23 protein-coding genes, 1 pseudogene and 1 riboswitch are annotated in these 23,067 nt (G+C 65.2%); of the genes and pseudogenes, 9 read left to right on the plus strand and 15 right to left on the minus strand.

What is annotated here, in order from left to right; all coding sequences use genetic code 11:
- Positions 1 to 12: 12 nt before the first annotated feature.
- The gene (locus tag RB2654_RS08775) at positions 13 to 588 is read right to left on the minus strand and encodes a hypothetical protein (RefSeq protein ID WP_008330566.1); all 576 of its coding nucleotides are present in this window, start codon (positions 586 to 588) and stop codon (positions 13 to 15) included.
- A gap of 169 nt (positions 589 to 757) precedes the next feature.
- Between RB2654_RS08775 and RB2654_RS08780 the strand changes: the two genes are divergently transcribed.
- The 5 genes and pseudogenes from RB2654_RS08780 to dtd all read left to right on the plus strand — a co-directional run bounded on the left by RB2654_RS08780 (position 758) and on the right by dtd (position 4,337).
- Positions 758 to 1,123: a hypothetical protein gene (locus RB2654_RS08780; RefSeq protein ID WP_008330567.1), complete on the plus strand. Its 366-nt coding sequence runs from the start codon at positions 758 to 760 to the stop codon at positions 1,121 to 1,123.
- Positions 1,113 to 2,234, plus strand: a complete 1,122-nt coding sequence (locus RB2654_RS08785; RefSeq protein ID WP_008330569.1) for a TFIIB-type zinc finger domain-containing protein — start codon at positions 1,113 to 1,115, stop codon at positions 2,232 to 2,234. The genes RB2654_RS08780 and RB2654_RS08785 overlap by 11 nt, the downstream gene beginning before the upstream one ends.
- 34 nt (positions 2,235 to 2,268) lie before the next feature.
- Positions 2,269 to 2,940, plus strand: a complete 672-nt coding sequence (locus RB2654_RS08790) for a nitroreductase (RefSeq protein WP_008330570.1) — start codon at positions 2,269 to 2,271, stop codon at positions 2,938 to 2,940.
- Between the two features lie 62 nt (positions 2,941 to 3,002).
- Positions 3,003 to 3,903: pseudogene (locus tag RB2654_RS08795) on the plus strand (carbohydrate kinase family protein).
- Entirely contained in the window at positions 3,900 to 4,337 is a 438-nt protein-coding gene (gene dtd, locus RB2654_RS08800; RefSeq protein WP_008330575.1) for a D-aminoacyl-tRNA deacylase, read from the plus strand. Before RB2654_RS08795 ends, dtd begins: the two are co-directional and overlap by 4 nt.
- A 7-nt stretch (positions 4,338 to 4,344) precedes the next feature.
- On the opposite strand, the gene RB2654_RS08805 is transcribed toward dtd, so the two are convergent.
- From RB2654_RS08805 to RB2654_RS08830, 6 genes are all read right to left on the minus strand, one after another.
- Positions 4,345 to 5,196 carry an oxygenase MpaB family protein gene (locus RB2654_RS08805; RefSeq protein WP_187432385.1) on the minus strand — a complete coding sequence of 284 codons (852 nt, stop codon included), beginning with the start codon at positions 5,194 to 5,196 and terminating at the stop codon, positions 4,345 to 4,347.
- Positions 5,197 to 5,254: 58 nt separating this feature from the next.
- On the minus strand, positions 5,255 to 5,701 hold the full coding sequence (locus RB2654_RS08810) for a hypothetical protein (RefSeq protein WP_008330577.1): 447 nt from the start codon (positions 5,699 to 5,701) through the stop codon (positions 5,255 to 5,257).
- Positions 5,702 to 5,704: 3 nt separating this feature from the next.
- Positions 5,705 to 6,976: an agmatinase family protein gene (locus tag RB2654_RS08815; RefSeq protein WP_008330578.1), complete on the minus strand. Its 1,272-nt coding sequence runs from the start codon at positions 6,974 to 6,976 to the stop codon at positions 5,705 to 5,707.
- A gap of 94 nt (positions 6,977 to 7,070) precedes the next feature.
- Positions 7,071 to 7,841 carry an ABC transporter ATP-binding protein gene (locus RB2654_RS08820; protein ID WP_008330579.1) on the minus strand — a complete coding sequence of 257 codons (771 nt, stop codon included), beginning with the start codon at positions 7,839 to 7,841 and terminating at the stop codon, positions 7,071 to 7,073.
- Positions 7,838 to 8,650 (minus strand): ABC transporter permease, encoded by an 813-nt coding sequence (locus RB2654_RS08825; protein WP_008330580.1) that lies wholly within the window; start codon positions 8,648 to 8,650, stop codon positions 7,838 to 7,840. The genes RB2654_RS08820 and RB2654_RS08825 overlap by 4 nt, the downstream gene beginning before the upstream one ends.
- A 52-nt stretch (positions 8,651 to 8,702) precedes the next feature.
- Positions 8,703 to 9,770 carry a putative urea ABC transporter substrate-binding protein gene (locus RB2654_RS08830; RefSeq protein ID WP_008330581.1) on the minus strand — a complete coding sequence of 356 codons (1,068 nt, stop codon included), beginning with the start codon at positions 9,768 to 9,770 and terminating at the stop codon, positions 8,703 to 8,705.
- Between the two features lie 94 nt (positions 9,771 to 9,864).
- A riboswitch (guanidine-I (ykkC/yxkD leader) is annotated at positions 9,865 to 9,974 on the minus strand.
- A 207-nt stretch (positions 9,975 to 10,181) separates the two neighbouring features.
- Between RB2654_RS08830 and RB2654_RS08835 the strand changes: the two genes are divergently transcribed.
- Positions 10,182 to 11,696, plus strand: coding sequence for a glycosyltransferase family 2 protein (locus RB2654_RS08835; protein WP_008330582.1), 1,515 nt, complete (start codon positions 10,182 to 10,184; stop codon positions 11,694 to 11,696).
- On the opposite strand, the gene RB2654_RS23830 is transcribed toward RB2654_RS08835, so the two are convergent.
- From RB2654_RS23830 to choX, 8 genes are all read right to left on the minus strand, one after another.
- Positions 11,693 to 12,058: a GFA family protein gene (locus tag RB2654_RS23830; RefSeq protein ID WP_008330583.1), complete on the minus strand. Its 366-nt coding sequence runs from the start codon at positions 12,056 to 12,058 to the stop codon at positions 11,693 to 11,695. The two genes, RB2654_RS08835 and RB2654_RS23830, sit on opposite strands and share 4 nt — an antisense overlap.
- 42 nt (positions 12,059 to 12,100) lie before the next feature.
- A complete protein-coding gene (locus RB2654_RS08845; protein ID WP_008330584.1) occupies positions 12,101 to 14,602 on the minus strand; it encodes a GcvT family protein in 2,502 nt (833 codons plus the stop codon).
- Positions 14,603 to 14,692: 90 nt separating this feature from the next.
- Positions 14,693 to 15,370, minus strand: a complete 678-nt coding sequence (locus RB2654_RS22360; RefSeq protein WP_008330585.1) for a hypothetical protein — start codon at positions 15,368 to 15,370, stop codon at positions 14,693 to 14,695.
- A 74-nt stretch (positions 15,371 to 15,444) separates the two neighbouring features.
- The gene (gene choV / locus RB2654_RS08855) at positions 15,445 to 16,464 is read right to left on the minus strand and encodes a choline ABC transporter ATP-binding protein (RefSeq protein ID WP_008330586.1); all 1,020 of its coding nucleotides are present in this window, start codon (positions 16,462 to 16,464) and stop codon (positions 15,445 to 15,447) included.
- Positions 16,461 to 17,294: a choline ABC transporter permease subunit gene (choW, locus tag RB2654_RS08860; protein WP_008330587.1), complete on the minus strand. Its 834-nt coding sequence runs from the start codon at positions 17,292 to 17,294 to the stop codon at positions 16,461 to 16,463. Before choW ends, choV begins: the two co-directional genes overlap by 4 nt.
- Positions 17,295 to 17,301: 7 nt before the next feature.
- Positions 17,302 to 17,901, minus strand: a complete 600-nt coding sequence (locus tag RB2654_RS08865; protein ID WP_008330588.1) for a hypothetical protein — start codon at positions 17,899 to 17,901, stop codon at positions 17,302 to 17,304.
- On the minus strand, positions 17,898 to 18,485 hold the full coding sequence (locus RB2654_RS08870) for a hypothetical protein (protein ID WP_008330589.1): 588 nt from the start codon (positions 18,483 to 18,485) through the stop codon (positions 17,898 to 17,900). Before RB2654_RS08870 ends, RB2654_RS08865 begins: the two co-directional genes overlap by 4 nt.
- Before the next feature lie 39 nt (positions 18,486 to 18,524).
- Positions 18,525 to 19,448 carry a choline ABC transporter substrate-binding protein gene (choX, locus tag RB2654_RS08875; RefSeq protein ID WP_008330591.1) on the minus strand — a complete coding sequence of 308 codons (924 nt, stop codon included), beginning with the start codon at positions 19,446 to 19,448 and terminating at the stop codon, positions 18,525 to 18,527.
- A 79-nt stretch (positions 19,449 to 19,527) separates the two neighbouring features.
- Here choX and betI point away from each other — a divergent pair, with 79 nt between their 5' ends.
- From betI to betB, 3 genes are read left to right on the plus strand one after another with little or no spacing between them, the layout of a single operon-like run.
- Positions 19,528 to 20,103, plus strand: a complete 576-nt coding sequence (gene betI / locus RB2654_RS08880; protein WP_083783363.1) for a choline-binding transcriptional repressor BetI — start codon at positions 19,528 to 19,530, stop codon at positions 20,101 to 20,103.
- Entirely contained in the window at positions 20,100 to 21,608 is a 1,509-nt protein-coding gene (gene betC / locus RB2654_RS08885) for a choline-sulfatase (protein ID WP_008330595.1), read from the plus strand. Before betI ends, betC begins: the two co-directional genes overlap by 4 nt.
- A gap of 1 nt (position 21,609) precedes the next feature.
- Positions 21,610 to 23,067, plus strand: a complete 1,458-nt coding sequence (betB, locus tag RB2654_RS08890; protein ID WP_008330597.1) for a betaine-aldehyde dehydrogenase — start codon at positions 21,610 to 21,612, stop codon at positions 23,065 to 23,067.

Raw genomic sequence — 23,067 nt, forward strand, 5'->3', positions numbered from 1 at the left:
TTGGCACCCACCCTACGGGCGTTTGGCCTGTCGGGTGGGAGCCAACACACCACCCGGCGCGCGCTTCTCGCTCATGAGCATCGACGGGCGGCAGGCATCCGCAGGGAAATCGTAGCTCTCGACCCGTTCGGCGGGAAACGGCGTGGCGGGCGGCATCTGGCTGTCGGCGATCAGGGTTCCGTCGATGCAGATGTCCTGCGCGTAGTTGCCGATGTTGAACCCGAAGCCTTCGGGGCCGCAGTCGGTGCCGTAGCCGTCCATGTTCCAGGCCTGCGGCATCGAATCGGCGGGACCGAAGGGAACGAACCGCTCGGCTTCGGTGTCGAAGGTCAGAATCCACGTCGTTTCGGGGATCAACATGCCCAGCGCCCAACGCCCCACGGGCAGCTCGCCTTTGCGCCCTTCGATGACGAAGCATTGCACGTCGCCCTCGTATATCCGCCCGAGCGACAGTTTCGCGGCGTCGAAGGACATCGCCCCGTCGAAGCCGTAGCCCCCCGCGCCCTGCCATGTGAAGCGATAGATCGCATCCTCGGCGAAGGCACTTGCGGGCATGGCGAGCAGGGCGAGGATCAGGGCGGTGCGCATCGGGTCTCCGGTCTCGTGCTGGGCTCAGGATAGGCGGGCCTCGCCCACATGCAACAACCTCGGCAATGACGGTTTGCGCCTCGGCGCCCCCATGCTACCCCTGTCGCGAACGACACCCGCGCGCAGGTTTTCCGATGCTCTCGATCTCAGACACAGGCAGGCCGCCCAGATGACCCGGATCGCCCGCTCGCCGGATTGCGGCAACAGCCCCAAGAACCAGACGACCGAGGCGATCGCGCTTGCCCTCATGGGGGTCGGGGCGCTGGACGACGGTCTGTTGGCCGAAGGCGCGTCCTGGGACCGCTTCGGGGCCGGGATCACCGGGCGCGATGCCATACAGGCCGCGCGGGCCGAGGCGCCGGATCACGACTGGATCGAGATTTCCGAGGTGGTGAGCCACGGCAAGGCGGGGTCGGTTTCGGGCCGTCTGCAACGCGCGGGCGAGGCCCCCCGCATCTTCTGCCACGTGATCCGCTTCACCTCGGCCTCGGCCCGACAGATCGCCCAAATCGTGAGTTTCGACCATGCAGGATGACACCAACCCGCTCGACACCGTAAGCCCGATGGAGGAGCACCGCTTTCCCTGCGACCAGTGCGGGGCCGATATGCGGTTCAACGCGGCGGCGGGCGAACTGGTCTGCGACCATTGCGGCAACGTCACCAAGATCGAGGGCCACGGCGGCCATGTGAGCGCCATTCAGGAACTCGACTTCCGCGCCGCACTGGACGCCAAGCTGCCCGAGGCCGAGATCGAGGAAACCCGCGTCGCCAAATGCCCCAACTGCGGGGCGCAGGTGGAGTTCGACGAAAAGACCCACGCCAAGGAATGCCCGTTCTGTGCCACGCCGGTGGTGACGGATACGGGCGTGCATCGCCACATCAAACCCAAGGGCCTACTGCCCTTCGGGGTCGAGGAGCGCGCGGCGCATGAGGCGATGAACAAGTGGCTGGGCAAGCTTTGGTTCGCCCCCAACGGCTTGCAGCAATATGCGCGCAAGGGTCGCCGGATGTCGGGCATCTACGTGCCCTACTGGACTTTCGACGCCGATACCAAGTCGCGGTACACGGGCGAGCACGGCACGGTCTATTACGTGACCAAGACGGTCATGCGCGACGGCAAGCAGATGCAGGTGCAGGAACAGCGCGTGCGCTGGCGGCCTGCGGCGGGGACCGTTAAGCGGTTCTTCGACGACGTTCTGGTGCTCGCCTCGCGCTCGCTGCCCAAGAACTTCACCGACAACCTCGCGCCGTGGGATCTGGCCGCGCTGGAACCGTATCGCCCGGAATACCTCGCCGGATACCGGGCCGAGGGCTATTCGGTGGAACTGCCGGACGGGTATGACGAGGCGCGGCGCTATATGGATCAGGTGATCCTGCGCGACGTGAAATTCGACATCGGCGGGGATCGCCAGCGGGTGCATTCGGTGAACACCACCGTGCGCGACGTGACGTTCAAACACATTCTGCTTCCCGTCTGGCTCGCCGCCTACAAGTATCGCGGCAAGACCTATCGCTTCGTGGTGAACGGTCGGACCGGGAAGGTGCAGGGCGAACGCCCGTGGTCGTGGATCAAGATCACCATCGCGGTGGTGCTGGGTCTGATCGTAGCGGGGGTCGTGGGATATGTCGCCAGTCAGGCGCAGTAGCCCGCCCGCGCAGTCGTGCCGTTGAGAGGACCAGATGAACCGTTACGATACCCTGTTCGACATCCTGAAAAGCCGCCACTCCTGCCGCGCATTCAAGCCGGATCAGGTCGCGCGGGAAGAGATCGAGGCGATCCTTCTCGCCGCGCAGCGCGTGCCGTCCTGGTGCAATGCCCAGCCGTGGAAAGTGTCGGTCACCTCGGGCGACGAGACCGAGCGGCTGCGCGAGGCGCTTGGCGCTGCCGTAGCTCAAGGCAAGCCCGCGCCGGATATTCCTTTTCCCGAAGGCTATTCGGGCGATCACCGGGAACGGCGGCGCACCTGCGGCTGGCAGCTTTACGAGGCGGTGGGCGTCGAAAAGGGCGACCGGGCGGGATCCGCGCGCGAGATGATGAAGAATTACAGTTTCTTCGGCGCGCCGCATGTCGCGATGATCTCATCTGGCCGCGAGTTGGGCAGCTACGGCGCGTTGGATACGGGCGGGTTTATCACCGCCTTCACCCTCGCGGCCGAGGCGCGGGGGATCGCCACGATCGCACAGGCGGCCCCGGCGGCATTCTCGCCTGCCCTGCATGACTTTTTCGGGCTGGGCGAGGATCGGCTGGCGCTGTGCGTGATCTCGTTCGGCTACAGCGACACCGCGCACCCGGCGAACGGGTTCCGCACCGCGCGCGCGCCACTGGACGACTGGGTCGACTGGCGCGGGTGATTGCGCAATCCGCGCGGGGCCGCTAGGACTGATACCGCTAACAACCGACCCGGAGTTCTGCCATGATCCTGTGCTGTGGAGAGGCGCTGATCGACATGCTGCCGCGTGAGAGCACGGGCGGCGAACCCGCCTTCGCGCCCTACCCCGGCGGCGCCGTGTTCAACACCGCCATCGCGCTGGGGCGGCTCGGGGTCGAGACCTCATTCTTCTCCGGCCTGTCGCGGGATCTGTTCGGCGAGATGCTGGAAACGGCGCTGGGGGCCTCGCATGTCGATGCGAGCGTCGCGGTGCGCTCGGACCGGCCGACAACACTGGCCTTCGTCAAGCTGGTGGACGGTCAGGCGCGGTATGCGTTCTATGACGAGAACACGGCGGGGCGGATGCTCACCCCCGCCGACCTGCCCGATGTCACCGAGGCCCGAAGCCCTGTTTTTCGGGGGAATTTCACTGGTCGTGGACCCCTGCGGCGCAGCCTATGAGGCGCTGATGCTGCGCGAGGCGGGCAAGCGCGTGACGATGATCGACCCCAATATCCGGCCCGGTTTCATCACCGACGAACGCGCTTATCGGGCGCGGATCGAACGGATGCTGGCGGTCGCCGATATCGTGAAGATCTCGGACGAGGATATGGACTGGCTCGGCACCGATGCGGATGAAATTCTGGCGAACGGCGCGGCGCTGGTCTGCGTGACCGAAGGGGCCAAAGGGGTCGTCGGCCATTGGCGCGGCGGCTCGGTGCGGGCCGAGGCGCAGCGGGTTCAGGTGGTCGATACCGTCGGGGCGGGCGACACGTTCAACGCGGGGCTTCTGGCGGGCCTGTCGCAGGCCGGGCTGCTCGACAAGACGGCGCTGGCCCAACTGGACGAGACCAAGGTGAAGCCCGCGCTGGACCTCGGCAACCGCGCGGCGGCGATCACCGTGTCGCGGGCCGGGGCCAACCCGCCGTGGGCGAACGAGCTGTGAGGGCGCTGGTCCAACGGGTGAGCGAAGCCGCCGTTCGCGTGGATGGCGCGGTCGTGGGCGAGATCGGCGCGGGGCTGTTGATCCTCGTCTGTGCGAAGGACGGCGATGCCGAGGCGAATGCCGACACGCTGGCCGCCAAGGTCGCGAAGCTGCGGATTTTCAAGGATGATGCGGACAAGATGAACCGCTCGCTTCTGGACACGGGCGGGGCGGCGCTGGTGGTGAGCCAGTTCACGCTGGCCGCCGACACGCGCTCGGGCAATCGTCCGGGGTTTTCCACGGCGGCGCGACCCGACGAGGGCGAGCGGCTGTACGAATATTTCGCGGATCAATTGCGCGCGCAGGGAATCGAGGTCGCGCAGGGGCGGTTCGGGGCGGACATGAAAGTGTCGCTGGTGAACGATGGGCCGGTGACGATCTGGCTGGAGTTCTGAAGCGCCGCTACTCCGCCGCGCGCAGGGGGCCGTTGCCCAATTCCGAAATCACGTAGCCGCCGGGATAGGTCGGGCGGCGGCGCGCGGTGATGAGGCGCGGTTTCTTGCGGCGTGGAAGCTTGCCCAGCACCCATTTGCGCGCCGCCATCGCCCGCTCCACCGTCTTGCGCACCCCGCGCGACGGCGGCTCGAACCCCATCGCGAGGATCAGGGGGCCGTCCATCAGGGCGAGGGCGGCGGGCCGGGCGAGAGAGAAAAGCGGGCGCGGCAGGTAGAAGCCCAGCAGCAGGTCGAGCGAGGCGACGGCGATCCGGTGATTGCTCTCGGCGTAGCGGAACTGCGCGCCTTCATAGGCTCGGTTGAGGGCATCGAAGGCGGCGTATTCCGTGGGAATGCCGGAGATGCCCATGCGTGCGCCCAAGGCGCGGTAGTAGTTGGTCCAGGCCCGCACTTCGTCGTCGCTGAAAGGGCGCTTGGCGTATTTGGCGCACCAGCGGACGGGTTCGCAGACGAAGGTGGACAGGACGTAGAGCATATCGTCGTTCGAGATGCGGAAGCGCCCGTGGATCGCGTTGATGCGCGTCACCGCCTCGGCTCCGCGATCCGAGTCCAGCCCGTGTTCCATCGGTTCGGACAGCAGAAGCTCGGTGTCGTCGTAGCGTTTGCGCGGCTCGGTTTCGAACTTGCCGGTGCGCACCAGAAGGCCCGAGATCGACGGCACCGCGTAGGTGCGGAAGAGCGCGAATTCGAGCGATTTTTCGATGTCCCACGCGAATTCGATCGCGCCGAGCCAACGGCAAATTTCTTCGTACTCGGTGTCGGGGTCGCGCCCCAGCCCGCTCGTCTCGGTGATCGTCATGCCCATGTCCCGTCAGGCCCTGCCGTCACTATTGCGGTCGGCAGGGCCTTGGGCAAGGTCAGGCTTCGATCTCGTGCTTGCGGGCATGAAGGAAGTCGCGCAGGTCGAGCACGGATTTCTCGTCCATCGAGACGTAGATCAGCGACATATTGGTCCGCTCGCGCACCATTTCGCCGGGGAACGGCAGGTAGCTGAGTTCGCGCGACCCGAAACTGGGCGACGCGGTGCCGACCTGCCAGTCCGTCGTCAGTTCCACGTCCACGAGTTTCAGCGCCTTGTCGCCCCCCTGCCCCGGACGCTCGAACGGGACGCCCGCGAGTTTCAGGTAACTCGTCTTGTCGGCGGCCTTCACGAACCCGTCGACGAACTGGGCGGCAAGCACCTGAAGGTCCGCCGCTTCGTCAGGGTGGTGCATGTGCGAATGCAGGTGGTCGGCGTCATGCGGGTGGTTGTGATCGTGCGGGTGATGATGATCATGGTGGTGGTGCGGGTGGTCATGCGGCATGGATCAGCCCCCCACCTTGTGCGGATGCGGGTTCGACCAGCGCTTGCCCTCGAACTCGCCATGCGGGAACTGAACCGGCTTGTCGATCATCGCCTTGTGCTTGCCCAGCGTGCCGTGGCTGACCATCGCGCCCAGAACGTCGACGATGACGCGGGTGCCCATGAGGGCCGTGATGTCGGAAGTGTCGTAGGGGGGAGAAACCTCGACCAGTTCGAGCCCGCACAGCCCCTCTTTCGCGACGCCGGAGGCCAGCGCCAGCGCCTCACGCGGAAGAAAGCCGCCGGGTTCGGGCCAGCCGGTGCCGGGAACGAAACCGCAGTCGATCGAGTCGATGTCGAAGGACATATAGACCATGTCGACGCCGTCCCATGCCATGTCGAGCGCCATTTCGACGGTCTTGTCGATGCCCATCGCCTCGACATCCGCCATGGTGATGATGTTGGTCTGCCGCTCGCGCGCGACCTTCACCGCCTCACGCGGCACCTGCCAGCCGCCGATCCCGATCTGGACGAGGTTCTTGGCGGGCACGTTGGGCATATTCGTTGCATGGAACCACGGCGTCGTGTGCATCCGTTCGTCGAGGTCTTTTTCCTGAATGTCGGCGTGGCGGTCGAAGTGGACGATGCCGATCTTCTTGGACGTGACTTCCGCGATACCGCGCACACAGGGAAAGCCGATGGAGTGGTCGCCGCCGATCATGATCGGGAAGCTGCCGGAAGATGCCACGTGGCTCACCGCCCGCGTGATCTGGTCGAAGGATTTCTCAAGGTTCGCGGGGATGGTGAACACGTCGCCCGCATCGCAGAGCGTCATCTGTTCGCGCAGGTCGACGCCGATTTCGTAGTTGTAGGGCGTGTAGAGCGCGGAAATCTTGCGCACACCTTGCGGGCCGAACCGGGTGCCGGGGCGATAGGTCGTGCCGCCGTCGAAGGGGATGCCAAGGACGGTCGCGTCATAGTGCGCGACCTCCAGCACGTCCTCGGCGTAGGGCGCTTTCAGAAACGTATTGATCCCCGCGTAATGCGGCAGCTCGCCCCGCGCGAAGATGGGGATCGACTTGTCCTCGATGCTGTCGGCGCCGGTCAGGCCCATGCGCAGCGCCCAGCGGCGCTCTTCGTCCCAGCGGCCTTCGGGCAGGTCGCCCTCTTTCTGCATCGCTTTCCAGCCGCCAAGCTTGGTCAGGTCAGGATGATGGGCGCGTCGGTCGCGGGCGTCATGCGCGGCCGCGAGGTCGCGGGGATGGTGGGAACGGGTGTGTCTCGGGGTCGAAAACATCGCTGTCTCCTGTCGTCGTGCCGCGTCTGGCGGCGTCTGTCGCGGGCCTTGGTTGCAGCGACACGCGGAGCCCGTGGGCGCGTGCCGTGTCGGGTCAACTGGCGCGGGCCAGCGAGGGGTAGAGGTCGAGGATGCGCTGGAACGGGATGCCCCGGTCGCGGGCGTCGAAATCGTAGGTGATGGTCGCACCGAAGGCGCCGGGGTCGTGCGGGTCCCAGCGCGGCTTGTCGAAGACGAGGACGCGGTCGCCCAGTTTGAAGCCCTCTTCCAGATCGTGGGTGACCATGAAGACTGTCATCTTGGTCTCGGCCCTGAGTTCGGTGAGGAACTGGTGCATCGAGAGCCGCGTGCCGGGGTCGAGCGCGCCGAAGGGCTCATCCAGCAGAAGGATGCGCGGTTTCGCGGTGAGCGCCTGCCCGATGGCGAGGCGTTGCTGCATCCCACCCGACAGGCTCGCCGGATACTGGTCGGCCACGTGGTTCAGCCCGATCCGGTCGAGCATGGCGTCGGCGCGGTCCAGCGCCTCGCGGCGCTTGGCCCCGCGCAGGCGACCCGATGCGGTCTGAAAGCCCTCGCCCGCCACGATGTTCTGACGCACGGTCAGGTGCGGAAAGACCGAATATTTCTGGAACACCACGCCCCGTTCCAGCCCTGGCTCGACCGCTGGCGCGCCCCCGTCGATGGTGATCGCCCCCCGCGTAGGCTGCTCTTCGGCCAGAAGCATGCGAAGGAAGGTGGATTTGCCGCAGCCAGAGGCCCCGACGATAGAGATGAACTCCCCCTCGGCCACGTCGAGGTTCACACGTTCGAGGATCGGGCGGTTTCCGTAGCTTTGGAACACGTCGCGGACGGAGACGAAACTCATAGCCCCGCCTCCATCCACGGGAACGCCTTGCGGGTCAGGAGCCTGAGCGCCCAGTCGATGAGGAAGGCCAGGAGCGTGATCCAGATGACGTAAGTGAGGATGACGTCCATGGCGAGGTAACGGCGGACGAGGAAGATGCGGTAGCCAAGGCCCACGTCCGAGGCGACAGCTTCGGCGGCGATCAGAAAGAGCCATGCGGAGCCGAGCGACAGGCGGACATTGGCGATGAGGCGCGGCAGGATTTGTGGGAGCGCTACGCGGGCGGCGATGACCCATGTGGAGGCGCCGAGGGTCTGCGCCTTGACGATCTGTTCGTGCGGGATGTCGAGCACGCGTTGGCTGAGATCGCGGGTCATGAAGGGCGTGATGCCGATGACGATGAGCACGATCTTGGCGGTTTCGCCAAGGCCGAACACGATGAACAGGATCGGTAGCAGCGCGAGCGGCGGCACCATCGACAGGACCGCGACGAAGCCCGAGAGGCCACGCCGCGCGTAGGGCAAAAGGCCGATTAGCATCCCGAGGATGAGCGAGGTCAGGGCCGCGATCCCCACGCCGCCCAAAAGCCGGAGCAGAGAGGCCGCCGTGTCGCGCCACAGCAGGATTTCGCCCGAACGGCGATCAGGCTCGGTGAAAAGCCGGATCGCGGTATCGAGGATCGTCGCGGGCGCGGGCAGCAGCTTGTCCGCCGGGTTCGCGGCCAGCCGAATCTCGGACCCGATGGCATAGGCGATGGCGACGGCCACGAAGGGGGCCGCCGCGAGGGCGACCGCGAGGGGCCGGGCCGGGGATCGGTTGATGAGACGCATGGGTCAGCCTCGTGGCAAGGCGGGGCCGCGCGAACGGACCCGCGACGCGTGCTTACAGTTCGCCGTCGGCGGCCATCTGCATGTAAGTGGCGTCGTAGCGGAACTTGACGTTGTTCGCGTCACCGCTGGTCGAGCCATCCGGATAGGCCACGCCCACGAAGTCCGCGCTTGGTGCGCCCTCGCCAAGGATGCCCTTGTCGAACAGGAACTCGGCCACGTTGGTCATGGTCGTCGGCAGATCGGCGGACGAGGCCTGCGCAACGGCATCGGCCGGGTCATAGAACATCTCGGTCGCGGCGAGCTGTGCTTTGTAGCCCTCAAGATCGGTCCCCGAGGCTTCGGCCATCGCCGTCAACGCCTCTTCGTCGCCTGCGGCCATCAGACCCATGACTTCGTACCAGGCGCCCACCAGCGCCTTGCCGAAGTCCGGGTTGTCGGCCAGCGTTTCCGAATTCACGACCATGAGGTCGAGGATTTCGCCGGGAATGGCGGACGAGTCGAACACGTTGGTCGCGTCGGGGTTGCTGCCGAGGATTTCCGACACCAGCGGGTTCCACGTCACGACCGCCTGCACATCGTCGGTGGCATAGGCCGCGATCATATCGGCATCCGAGGTGTTGATGACCCCGTCCAGATCACGCTCTGCCAGACCGACGCTGTCGAGGCCACGGGCGAGCAGGTAATGCGAGACCGACAGTTCGACGAGGTTCACGGGCTTGCCCGCAAGGTCTTCGATCGTGCCCTCGCCTTTCAGGATCACCGCATCGTTCCCGTTGGAATAGTCGCCGATGATGAGCGCGGTGGTGTCGACGCCGCCGCCCGAGGGGATCGAGAGCGTGTCCATATTGGTGGCCGACACACCGTCGAAGGCGCCTGCGGTGTATTGGTTGATCGACTCGACGTAGTCGTTGATCTGCACGATCTCGACGTCGATGCCGTATTTCTCGGCCCATTTGTCCATGATGCCGCTGTCTTCGAGATAGCCCCACGGCATCCAGCCGACATAGATGGACCACGCCACCTTGAACTCGGTCTTTTCCTCGGCCTGAGCCGGAGCGAGAGATGCGCCGAGGACGCCGAGAGAGAGCGCCCAAGCGGACAGGATGTTCGTTTTGGTCATGATGTTCCCCGTTCTGCGTCCCGCCTTTGACTGGTCGGGTTCCGGTCCACTGGCGGAACAAAGAGATTGGGCGCGGACGAAACCAGCGCAGTATGTCTCCCGGGATTTTGGCCCGCCGTGTGCCCTGCCGGAATTTGCCGGATGGGTGACGCTTCTCGGACCAGACCCGCGCTTTGGCGCGGCGGAACCCTAAGCGTCCTGCACGTCAAGGTGAGCGCAAGCGCGATTTCCGCGTCAACCGAGAACCGAACGCTGCGGGGCGCGGGCATGACAATGGCGCACAAATGCGCGGCGATGGTGCAAAAATGGGCAGCCGCTGTCTGGATCGTGGCCCGGACAGGGACGCCCGACTTGGCCTTGCCGCCCCGCTCCACTAGACGTTCTGGCGAGGGACAAGGGAGTCACCGGCGCATGGCGACGGACACAGGGCAGACCGACGGGCCGCGCGTTTCGGTGATTATCCCGGTGCATGGGGTCGAGGCCTATATCGAGGACTGTATCGCTTCGGTTCAGGCGCAGGATCTGGCGTCGCTGGAAATCATCACGGTCAACGACGTGTCCCCCGACGACGCGCAACGGGTGATCGACCGTCTTGCCGCCGACGATCCCCGGATCAGGCCGATGGTTCTGACCGAGAACGTCGGACAGGGCTTTGCGCGCAACCGGGCGCTGGAGGTGGCGACGGGCGAGTATGTCTGGTTCATCGACGGCGACGACTGGATGCCCGACCCCGGCTTTCTGTCGCGGGCCGTCGCGCTCGCCGATACGACCGCGAGCGACATGGTGCGCGGGCGAAAGCTGTATCACGCGGTTGAGCGCAAACCGGGCCAGCCGCTGCGGCTGGTGGCGGACGAGGCGGAGCAGCGGTTTTCCGAAACGCGCGCGGGCATCGCCTTGGCCGACGATCCCTTCATTCTGGAAAGCTGGCATTTCTGGCTGTGGCTCTATCGTCGGTCCTTTCTGGAAGACCACGGCATCCGCTTCGCCCTGACCCAGATGGAAGAGCGGCCTTTCGTGGTCGAGGCGCTGTTGCGCGCGGACCGGATCTCGCTCCTCGCTGTCGAGGCGACGCGCTATCGCCAGCGGGCGCAGTCGACGATGCGGCGGGCGCGCACGATGGAGGACAACGCGCGCCTTCTGCAAAACCTCGCGCTGGTGGTGGACAGCTTCGACAAGTCCGGGGCCGTCGACCGCGCGAGCCCTTTGCGCGCGCATCTGAACGTGGCGATGACGCAATTTCTGGAGATCCTGTTCTTCCGCGAGGCCTTTGCCGATGTGCGCACCCGGTCGCAATCGGATCGGGATGCGTTCTGGCGGCAGGCGTCGGCAGCCTTTCGGCGCGCGGCTTTCACGCCCGCCGACATCGTGCCGGGGCTGGCCGGGCAGAACGACGCGGCGCTGGAAGCGCATGCCTATCACCTTGCCGTCGCCGGGCTTGGTGCCGACGACCCCGCGGTGACCACTCTGGCGGTCGATTTCGGGTTTCCGCCCGAGCCGGGCGAGGTGCCGGATGAGTTGGCGCGGGCGCTGGCGGATTACGCGGCGCACCGTCCGGGGGCCCATGCGACGCACCGCAACGCATCGACGGTGGTCAATTACGGCCTGTTCGGCTGGCGTCTCTGGTGCCTCGCCCCCATGCTCGCGCTCGTCGTGCCGCATGCCCAGCGCGCCGCGTTTCGGGCGGAACCCTCGACCTACGCGCACCGCCATTGGGCGCGCGGGGTCGCGCTTGCCTTTCCGACCCGCGATCCGGCACGGCCCTTCAGGTTCTGGATGCCCGTCTTCGCCCGCATCCTCGCAGCGCAGGGGCTGGCGGGCCACGTCCCACGCTTTCGCCGCGATCCGGTGAAATTCGTGCGCACCCTCGCGACGCCGTTGGAGCGATTGGCCGGGCGGCTGCTTTTTCCGGCGGGCGAGCTTCGCTAGTCCAGAAAGGTCCAGTTGTCGGCCCCGTCGAACTGGCGGATGCGAATGCCGTCGATCGCGCGCGGGTCGTCAGCCAGACGCAGGTTGAACGCGCGGTTGTCGTCGGCCTGCCCCTGCCAGTGGGTGACGCAGCCGCAGGTCGCGCAATGGTGGAAGGCGAGCGATTTCTCACCACGCAGATAGGGGACCGTGTGGTCTTCGCCTTGCAGAAATCGCGCATTCGTGGGCGGAGAATAGCCCCAAAGGGCGCCATATCTTCTACAAGCCGAACAATTGCAGGAATTCAGCTTCGGCGGTCGGGTGATCTGAAACCGCACCGCGCCGCACAGGCAGGAGCAGGTTATGAGGTCGTCGTCGGGCATGGCCGCCTCCGGGGATACCCCCGAAAGCTACCATGAAACACGTCAGCCATCCACGCGGATGCGGGCGTTGGTCGGGTCGTGCGGGCTGTCCTCCACGATCTCGCATTCCCACAGACGGTTCTGCATCTTGACCTTCAGCTTGGTCCCGACCTTGGCCAGTTCGGGCTTCACATAGCCCATGCCGATCTGCTTGCCGAAGGCGACCGAGTAGCCGCCCGAGGTCAGGCGACCGACTTTGGTGCCTGCGTCGAACAGCGCCTCGCGGCCCCACGGGTCGGCATCCTCCGGCCCGTCGATCAGGAGCGTGACGCACATGGACCGGATGCCTTTCGCCGCCATCTCGGCCTTGCCGTAGAAGTCCTTGTCCATGTCCACGAAGCGGTCCAACCCGGCCTCAATCGGGGTCGCGTCGCGGCCAAGTTCGGTGCCGAAGGCGCGGTAGGATTTCTCTTGCCGGAGCCAGTTCTGGGCACGGGCACCCACGGGTTTCAGCCCGTGCTTCTCGCCCGCCTTCATCAACTGATCCCACAGGTAGTTCTGCATCTCGATCGGGTGGTGAAGCTCCCACCCAAGTTCGCCGGTATAGGCGACGCGGATCGCCATGACCGGGCACATCTTGAGTTCGATGTTGCGCATCGACAGCCACGGGAAACGTTTGTTGGACAGGGCCGTGTCCGGGTCGGCGTCCACGATCAACTCTTTCAGGATGTCGCGGGCGTTGGGTCCGGCCAGCGCGAAGACGCCGTAGCGGGTGGTCACGTCTTCGCGGTTGATGCGCCCGAATTCCTCTTCTTTGTCCTCGATGGCCTTGTAGAGGTAATCTTCGTCGTAAGCCTGCACGCCGCCCGCGGAGACGAGGTAATAGCTATCCTCGGCCTCGCGCACAATGGTGTATTCGGTGCGGGTCGTGCCCGTGGAAGTCAGCGCATAGGTCAGGTTGATCCGGCCCACTTTCGGCAGCTTGTTGGTGGTGAACCAGTCAAGGAACGCGGTCGCGCCGGGGCCGGAAATGCGGTGTTTGGCAAAGGCAGAGGCGTCGATCAGCCCGGCGGTGTCGCGGATCGCCTGCGCTTCGGCCTTGGCATGGTCCCACCAGCCGCCACGGCGGAAGGACCGCGCGTCGTGGTCGAAGTTGTCGGGCGCATCCAGTGGGCCGTAATAGTTCGGGCGCTCGAACCCGTTCACGCAGCCGAACTGCGCGCCCAGTGCCTTTTGCCGGTCATAGGCGGGCGCGGTGCGCAGAGGGCGGCAGGCCGGGCGCTCTTCGTCCGGGTGGTGCAGGATATAGACGTGGTCGTAGCATTCCTCGTTCTTGCGGGCCGCATATTCGGTCGTCATCCAGTCCTGCCCGTACCGCTTGGGGTCGAGCGCGGCCATGTCGATCTCGGCCTCGCCCTCGACCATCATCTGGGCAAGGTAGTATCCGGTGCCGCCCGCAGCGGTGATCCCGAAGGAAAAGCCCTCGGCCAGCCACATATTGCGCAGGCCCGGCGCGGGGCCGACCAGCGGGTTACCATCGGGCGTGTAGCAGATCGGGCCGTTGAAATCGTCCTTGAGGCCGACCGTTTCCGAAGACGGAATGCGGTGGATCATCGACATGTATTCTTCTTCGATCCGGTCGAGGTCGAGCGGGAACAGGTCGGCGCGGAAGCTGTCGGGCACGCCATGTTCGAACCGCGCGGGCGCGCCTTCTTCATAGGGGCCGAGAATCCAGCCGCCCCGTTCCTCGCGCACATACCATTTGGCGTCGGCGTCGCGCAAAACCGGGTGCTGTGGCTGGGTCTTGCGGTATTCGACCAACGCCGGATCGGGTTCGGTGACGATGAACTGATGCTCGACGGGAATGGCGGGCATCTTGATGCCCAAGAGCTGCGCGGTGCGCTGCGCGTGGTTGCCGGTCGCGGTCACTACATGCTCGGCGTGGATTTCGAAGGTCTCCTCGGTCGGAACGAGGTTCCCGCCCCGCTCGCCCATCACCGTGCCGCGCACGATCCAGTGGTCGCCCGCCCATTCGTAGCTGTCCACCTGCCGCTTGCGGATGATCTCGACCCCGCGTTGGCGTGCGCCCTTGGCCATCGCCATCGTCACGTCGGCGGGGTTGATGTAGCCATCGGTCGGGTGGAAGAGCGCGCCGATCAGGTCTTCGGTGCGTAGGAGCGGCCAGCGGTCCTTGATCTCGGCGGGCGAGAGGAATTCGTAAGGGATGCCCACGGTGTCGGCGGTCGAGGCATAAAGCTGGTATTCGTCCATCCGGTCCCGCGTCTGCGCCATGCGCAGGTTGCCGACGACGAAAAAGCCTGCGTCCAGCCCGGTTTCCTCTTCCAGCGTCTTGTAGAACTTGACCGAGTAGTCGTGGATGTGGCTGGTCGCGTAGCCCATGTTGAAGAGCGGCAGAAGCCCGGCGGCGTGCCATGTCGACCCCGATGTCAGCTCGTCCCGCTCCAGAAGCGCCACGTCGGACCAGCCTGCTTTTGCCAGGTGATAGGCGATCGAGGTGCCAACGGCACCGCCCCCGACAACCAGAGCTTTCACTTGTTTCGCCATCACGCGACTCCCTTAAATGTCCGCGCCCAAAATGGCGCAACCGTGGGAAAGCGGGCAATTTGGCCCGACGCTTTGCGGTGCGAAAACGACCTAGCGCGCGTAGGCGGCGATGAAAGTGTCGACGGGCAGGATCGGGCGCAGGATGTCAGCCAATTCATCGACCTTGGCATCCTTGGGATCGAAGAGGACGTAACAGACGAAATCCTCGACCATCGCGGCCTGCTGTTCATATCCGTAGGTCAGAAACTCGCGCCCCGCTTCCGGCACCCAGAAATACGGGTCTTTCGACTCGATGCTTTCGCCTGCCGACACCAGCGGCGAGTAGTTCGTGCGCGCGCGGTTCTGCCATTGCCAGACATGGACAAGCTCATGCGCCATGATCGGTGCGACCGGGTAAAGCGCGCTGTCGGGCAGGCCCGCGAAGGCATCTTCGGGATACCAGCGGTAGGAGAAATAGATGTTGTCGTCGAGGACGAAGGCGGCGGGCCAATCCCAGTAGCGGCGCGGTGAGGGCTTGCGCACGCAAAGGTCATCGGGCGCCTTGCGCGGCGGCGGGGCCGCCTCGACCGGTTCGGACGGGTCGCGCAGCGCCGGATAATCGCGCGGCAGCGGCAGAACGCCTGCGCCCGCCAGCACCTCGATCCCCTCGATCTCCAGCGTGTCGCCGAAAAGGTTCTTGGCGAAAACGGTCTCGTTCGGGGTCAGGGTGCGCGCGCAGCCGGAGGCCAGGACCGTTGCGGCAAGAGTAAACAGAAGTGTTTTGCGCACGACGGACCTCGGAACTGCTCGTCGGGAAACCGTAACCGATTCCCCGCCGGATGAAAGCCCACCTTCCCGTGTGCCTAGCGCCCGCGCGGATCGACCAGTCGGGCGAGGACGCTGGATTGCGAAACGCGGCCCAGCACGGCGCCATCCTCGACCACCGAGAGCGGGCCGCCCTGCCCCAGACGTTCCATCACCTCGCCCACCTTGGTGGCGGCGTCGATCTGTCCTTCGCCCTCGCCCGGCTCCATCACGTCGCGGGCGGTGAGCACACCGAGCGGGTTCATATGGGCCACGAAATCGGCAACATAGTCGTTGGCGGGGGCCGTGAAAATCTCACGCGGGGTGCCGCATTGAACGATGCGCCCGCCCTCCATGATCGCGATGCGGTCGCCGATCTTGAACGCTTCGTCCAGATCGTGACTGACGAAGATGATCGTGCATTTGAACCGCTCCTGAAGATCGAGAAGCTCGTCCTGAAGCCGGGTGCGGATCAGGGGGTCGAGGGCCGAATAGGGCTCGTCCATCAAAAGGATCGGCGCGCCTGTGGCAAAGGCGCGGGCAAGGCCCACGCGCTGCTGCATCCCGCCCGACAATTCGCCCACCATCCGGTCGGCCCAGTCGGTCAGCCCCACGATTTCCAACTGTTCGTCCACCTTGGCCGTGCGCTCGGCCCGCGATTGACCACCCAGTTCCAGCCCCAGCCCGACGTTGTCGCGCACGGTGCGCCACGGGAGCAGCCCGAACTGCTGGAACACCATCGACACCTTGTTGAGCCGGATATGGCGCAAGGTCGCCGCGTCCGCATGGGTGACGTCGACCATCTGCCCGCCGTCCGACACGCGCACCGAACCGCGCACCACCGGGTTCAGCCCGTTCACGGCGCGCAAAAGCGTGGACTTGCCGGAGCCGGACAGCCCCATGAGCACGAGGATCTCGCCCTCGGCCACGTCGAGTTTGCAGTCGTGCACGCCCAGCACCTGCCCGGTTTCCTCCTGCACGGCGGCGCGATCCTGCCCCTCGTCCATGAGCGGAAGCGCCTGATCCGGCTGGTCGCCGAACACGATCGAGACGTTGTCGAATTCCACGGCATTGGTCATTTGCGTTCGATCCTCAGCATGCGGTCGAGGATGATGGCGACGACGACGATGACGAAGCCGCTTTCAAACCCCAGCGCCGTGTTCACCTGATTGAGCGCGCGCACGACCGGAACGCCCAGCCCGTCAGCACCGACGAGGGCCGCGATGACCACCATCGACAGCGACAGCATGATCGTCTGGTTGAGGCCCGTCATGATCTGCGGCAGCGCGTAGGGCAGTTCGACTTTCCACAAAAGCTGCCGCCCCGTCGCGCCAAAGGCCTGCGCGGCTTCTTTCAGCGCCATCGGGGTCGAGGATATGCCGAGGTGCGTCAGCCGGATCGGCGCGGGGAGCACGAAGATCACGGTGGCCAAGAGCCCCGGCACCATGCCGATGCCGAAGAACACGATGGCCGGGATCAGGTAGACGAAGGTCGGCAGCGTCTGCATCAGGTCCAAGACGGGCCTCATCCCGGCGTAGAGTTTCGGCCGATGCGCCGCCGCGATGCCGATAGGCACCCCGATCGCCATGCAGACCACGCAGGCCGACAGGACGAGGGTGAGGCTTTCGGTCGTCTCCTCCCAATACCCCTGATTCATGATGAACAGGAAACCGAGGACGACGAAGACCACGATCTTCCAGTTCTTTTGCAGAAACCACGTCAGCACCGCGAAGACGGCCACGATCAACAGGGGCGGCGGCGTTTGCAGCACCCAGAGGATCGCGTCGATCATGGTTTCGCCCGCGACGGATATCCAGTCGAACACCGGGCCGCCCACGTCCTGAAGCCAGTCGAAGACGTCGCGCGCCACCTTGCCGACCGGGATTTTCGTATCTTCGAGCCAGTCCATGTGCCCCCTATCGTGCCACGTCGGCGGATGTGCCGATCCAAGTGTAGTCGTAAAGTGTCTCGTCCCCGTCCGGCGTGATCCGCCGTTCGGACAGAATCGCGCCGATCTCGGGCGCATATTCGACCTCGCGGGTGTCGATCTCGCCGCTCGCGCTCGCTTCCATCACCCGGATGGTCCAGGTGTCATAGGTGCAGTCGAGGATGCCCCGTGTGCCATCGCCGACATGGTTGAACAACAGCGGGCGCGTCGTTTCCTCGCCCATCGAAACCTCGGTCAACGAAAGCGAGACATCGCCAAGACGGGCGAGATCGTCGAGCGCCCCGGTGTCGCCGGTATAGGACAGAAGCCGCACCTCGCCGCCCTCGTTCACCGACATGGGTGCAAGCGCATGGTCATAGGTCAGGGTGACCACCGATTTCACCTCGTCGGCATCGGTGATGAGGCGCACTTCGTTGAACCCATCCGGGCGCAATTCGATATCGGCGCGGATGAAGATCGGTTCGTTCTGAACCAGCACGATCCCCTGACGCAGATCAGCCCGCGTGGGACAGGTCGCCATCGCGGGACCGGCGGCGACGATCAGGGCGAGCGTCGTGATGCGTTTCATTCGATCTCCCCCACCACGGCGCCGTCGTATTCGACGACCGAAAGCGTGCGGCCACGCGGATCGACCTGTTCCGTGCGCACGACGACGCCCAGATCGGGCGCGTAGTCCCACAGGAAATGGATCGGCTCCATGCCTTCGATCGCGTTCTCGTTTCGCAGCACCCAGGTGTCGTAGACGCAGTCGCCGATCCTGACCCGGCCCTCGCCCTCGTAAAACAGGCGATAGTGACCGGTGCCGAAGCGTTTTCCGTCGACGATCAGCCCGAACATGGCGGCGAAATCCCCGGTCTCGTCGACCTTCAACGCGGCATCCATATCGGCCATGTAGTCGAAAGAGATAATGCCGTTCGCGCTTTCCTGCTGTTCGACGGCAAGCGCGTTGGCGTAGGTCGAGGCGCGACGCACTTCGCCCTCCAGCCGCGACATCTGGCGGTATTCGGTCAGAACGCCATCCTCTTCGCGATACATCACCTTGAACAAGGGCGAGGCGCGCACGAGCGTCACGCCCTCGGCCAGATCGGCCTTGGTCGGACAGGCCGCCATGGCAGGTGACGACAGGAGCAGTGAGACGAGGATCGCGCGCATATGGAAAGGGCGGCAGGTTCCCCCGCCGCCCGTCCGGTCTTAGTTGAGCGCGGCGGACACGGCTTCGACCGCATCGCCACCGTCCTTGGTGGTCACACCGTCCAGCCAGGGCTTCCAGGCATCCGGGTTCGCGGCAAGCCAGGCGGAGGCCGCATCGGTCGGGTCTTCGCCATCGTTCAGGATCGCGCCCATGATCTCGTTCTCCATGGCGAGGGTGAACTTGAGATTGCCGAGAAGCGCGCCTACGTTCGGGCATTCTTCGACATAGCCGGCACGGGTGTTGGTATAGACCGTCGCACCGCCCAGATCGGGGCCGAAGAATTCGTCACCGCCGGTCAGGTAACCCATCTCGAAGTTGGCGTTCATCGGATGCGGCTCCCACCCCAGGAACACGATGGGTTCGTCGCGCTTGGTGGCCCGGTCGACCTGCGCCAGCATCCCCTGCTCCGAGCTTTCAACCACTTCGAAGCCTTCGAGGTCGAAGGCGTTGCCCTCGATCATGTCCATGATAAGCCGGTTGCCGTCGTTGCCCGGTTCGATGCCGTAGATCTTGCCTTCGAGCGCCTCGCGCTGGCTGGCGATGTCACCGAAGTCGGCGATGCCGAGGTCCATGGCGGCTCTGTTCACGGCAAGGGTGTATTTCGCGCCCTCGAGGTTTTCGCGGACGGTCACGACCGTGCCGGCCTCACGATAGGGGGCGATGTCGCCTTCCATCGTGGGCATCCAGTTGCCGAGGAAGATGTCGATGTCGCCTTCGGCCATGGAGGTATAGGTCACCGGCACGGACAGCACCTTGATGTCGGTTTCATAGCCCAGCGCATCGAGGATCACGGTCGTCGCGGCCGTGGTCGCGGTGATGTCGGTCCAGCCGACGTCCGAAAACGTGACCTCGTCGCATTGCGCGAAAGCCGGGGCCGCAGCGGCACAGATCGCCAGCGCGGAAAGGGTCGTCTTGATGGTCATTCTATAGCTCCCTGTTTTTTATTGATTGACGAGTCAATCAAAGAAGAACACTTTGGCGCCCGCGTTACAAGGGTGAGTTATGCCAAAGGTTGGAATGGAGCCTATTCGCCGAGAGGCGCTAGTGAAAGCAACGATTGCTGAAATCGGCGCGATGGGCTCGCTCGACGTGACGGTGAGCAAGATCGCCAAACGCGCGGGCATGTCCCCGGCCCTTGCCCATCACTACTTCGGGTCCAAGGATCGCATCCTTCTGGCCGCGATGCAGCACATCCTGACGACCTATGGCCATTGGGTTCGCGTGGAACTGGCGCAGGCGACCACGCCGCGTGCGCGTCTTGAAGCGATCATCCGCGCGTCCTTCGAAGCCGGGAATTTCGAGCCTGCGGTGATCGCGGCGTGGCTGAACTTCTACGTCCACGCGCAGGGCGATCCGGGCGGCGCGCGGCTTTTGCGGATCTATCACGGGCGTCTGCGCTCGAACCTGATCCATGATCTGCGCCCCCTCGCAGGCGACCGGGCGGCGGACATTGCCGAAACGCTCGCCGCGCTGATCGACGGCGTCTATATCCGCCACGCGCTTGGCACCCCGCCCGATGGCGTGTCCGCCGTGGCCCGCGTGACCGACGTGCTCGACCGTCTGTTGGAGGCCCGATGACCAAACCGAACATCCTGATCCTGATGGTGGACCAGTTGAACGGAACGCTGTTTCCCGATGGTCCTGCCGACTGGCTTCACGCCCCGAACCTGAAACGGCTTGCGGCGCGCTCGGTCCGGTTCAAGAACGCCTACACCGCCTCGCCGCTCTGCGCGCCGGGGCGGGCGGCGTTCATGTCGGGGCAGTTGCCCAGCCGGAACGGCGTCTATGACAACGCCGCCGAGTTCCGCTCGGACATCCCCACCTATGCCCACCATCTGCGGCGGGCGGGCTATTACACCGCGCTGTCCGGCAAGATGCACTTCGTCGGCCCGGATCAGCTGCACGGCTTCGAGGAACGGCTGACCACCGACATCTATCCCGCCGATTTCGGCTGGACCCCGGATTACCGCAAACCCGGTGAGCGGATCGACTGGTGGTATCACAACATGGGCTCGGTCACGGGGTCGGGCGTCGCCGAGATTTCCAACCAGATGGAATACGACGACGAGGTCGCGCATTTCGCCAAGATGAAGGTCTATGACCTCGCCCGCGCCAAGGACGACCGCCCGTGGTGCCTGACCGTCAGCTTCACGCATCCGCACGATCCTTACGTGGCGCGCAAGAAATACTGGGATCTTTACGAGGACTGCGCGCATCTGCTGCCTGAGGTGCCCGCGATGGATTACGCGGACCACGACCCCCATTCCCAGCGCATCTTCGACGCGAACGACTGGCGCAGCTATGACATTTCGGACGACGATATTCGTCGGTCGCGCCGCGCCTATTTCGCCAACATCAGCTATCTCGACGACAAGATCGGGGAAATTCTCGAGGCGCTCGAGACCACGCGGCAGGAGGCGACGATCCTCTTTGTCTCGGACCACGGCGATATGCTGGGCGAGCGCGGGCTTTGGTTCAAGATGAGCTTTTTCGAAGGCTCTTCCCGCGTGCCGCTGATGATCGCCGCGCCCCAGTTCGAGCCGCGGCTGGAGGAAACGCCCGTGTCGACGCTCGACGTGACGCCGACGCTGGGCGAGTTGGCCGGGCTGGACCTGTCGGACATTCTGCCGTGGGTCGATGGGCAAAGCCTGTGCCCGGTCGCCTATCATCAGGCGCGCGAGACGCCGTTGAAGATCGAATATGCCGCCGAGGCGAGTTATGCGCCGCTCGTGGCGCTCGTGCAGGGCCGCTGGAAATACACCCGCTGCGCGCTCGACCCGGATCAGTTCTTCGATCTGGGGGCCGACCCGCAGGAACGGGTGAACCTTGCCGAGACGGAGCCGGACAACCCGTTCCTTGCCGAGTTCCGCAAGATGGCGGATGCGGCATGGGATCTGGAGCGGTTCGACGCCGATGTGCGCGCAAGCCAGGCCCGGCGCTGGGTCGTCTACGACGCGCTTCGCAACGGCAGCTATTACCCGTGGGATTACCAGCCGCTGCAACGCGCCTCGGAACGCTACATGCGCAACCACATGGACCTGAACGAAGTCGAGGAAAGCCAGCGCTTTCCGCGAGGAGAATGACATGATCGACCCGAAACCGACCGCCAGCCATTTCATCGACGGGGCCTATGCCGAGGACGACAGCGGCACGCCGATCCCGGTGATCTATGCGGCGACGGGCGAGGAAATCGCCCGCGTCCACGCCGCCACCCCTGCCCTTGCCGACCGGGCGATCGCCGCCGCCAAACGCGCGCAGCCGGAATGGGCCGCGATGAGCGGGACCGAACGGGGGCGCATCCTGCGCCGGGCTGCCGATATGATCCGCGAACGCAACCGCGAGCTGTCGGAGCTTGAGACGCTCGACACCGGCAAGCCGTTGCAGGAAACGCTGGTGGCCGACGCGACATCCGGCGCGGACGCTCTGGAATATTTCGGCGGGCTGGCCGGGGCGCTGACGGGCGAGCATATCCAGCTTCCGGGCGGCGATTTCGTCTACACCCGGCGCGAGGCGCTTGGGGTCTGCGTCGGCATCGGCGCGTGGAACTATCCGACCCAGATCGCCTGCTGGAAGGCCGCGCCCGCGCTCGCCTGCGGCAATACGATGGTGTTCAAGCCGTCCGAGACGACGCCACTCTGCGCGCTCAAGGTAGCGGAGATTCTGAAAGAGGCGGGCCTGCCCGACGGCGTGTTCAACGTGGTGAACGGCGCGGGCGAGGTCGGGGCGGCGCTGGTGGGTGACGACCGGGTCGCCAAGGTCTCGCTCACCGGATCGGTGCCGACGGGGCGCAAGGTGTATCAGGCGGCCGCGGCGGGCATGAAGCACGTCACGATGGAACTTGGTGGCAAGTCCCCGATGATCGTGTTCGAGGATGCAGATATCGAGAACGCCATCTCGGGTGCCATTCTGGGCAACTTCTATTCGTCGGGACAAATCTGCTCCAACGGCACGCGCGTCTTCGTCCACACAGACATCAAGGAGGCGTTCCTGTCGCGGCTGGCTGAACGGATCGGCACCGCCGTCATGGGCGATCCGCTGGACGAGGCGACGAACTTCGGCCCGATGGTCAGCGAAGGTCAGATGAACATCGCGATGAATTACATCGCCAAGGGCGTGGAAGAAGGGGCGCGGCTGGTCGCGGGCGGCAAGCGTGCGGACCGGGGTGGCTGGTATCTGGAACCCACCGTGTTCGCCGATGTCACCGACGACATGACCATCGCGCGCGAAGAGATTTTCGGCCCCGTCATGTGCGTACTCGATTTCACGGACGAGGACGAGGTCATGGCCCGCGCGAACGCCACGGAATACGGGCTGGCGGCAGGCGTGTTCACCCGCGATCTGGCCCGCGCGCACCGCGTGGCCGCCGGGTTCGAGGCGGGCACCTGTTACATCAACACCTATAACGACGCGCCGGTGGAGGCACCTTTCGGAGGTGTAAAAGCCTCGGGCGTCGGGCGCGAAAACTCCAAGGAAGCCATCAACCACTATTCCGAGGTGAAGTCGGTTTATGTGCGGATGGGCGACGTAGAAGCCCCGTTCTAG

It is taken from the genome of Maritimibacter alkaliphilus HTCC2654, from assembly GCF_000152805.1.
Taxonomy (GTDB): domain Bacteria; phylum Pseudomonadota; class Alphaproteobacteria; order Rhodobacterales; family Rhodobacteraceae; genus Maritimibacter; species Maritimibacter alkaliphilus.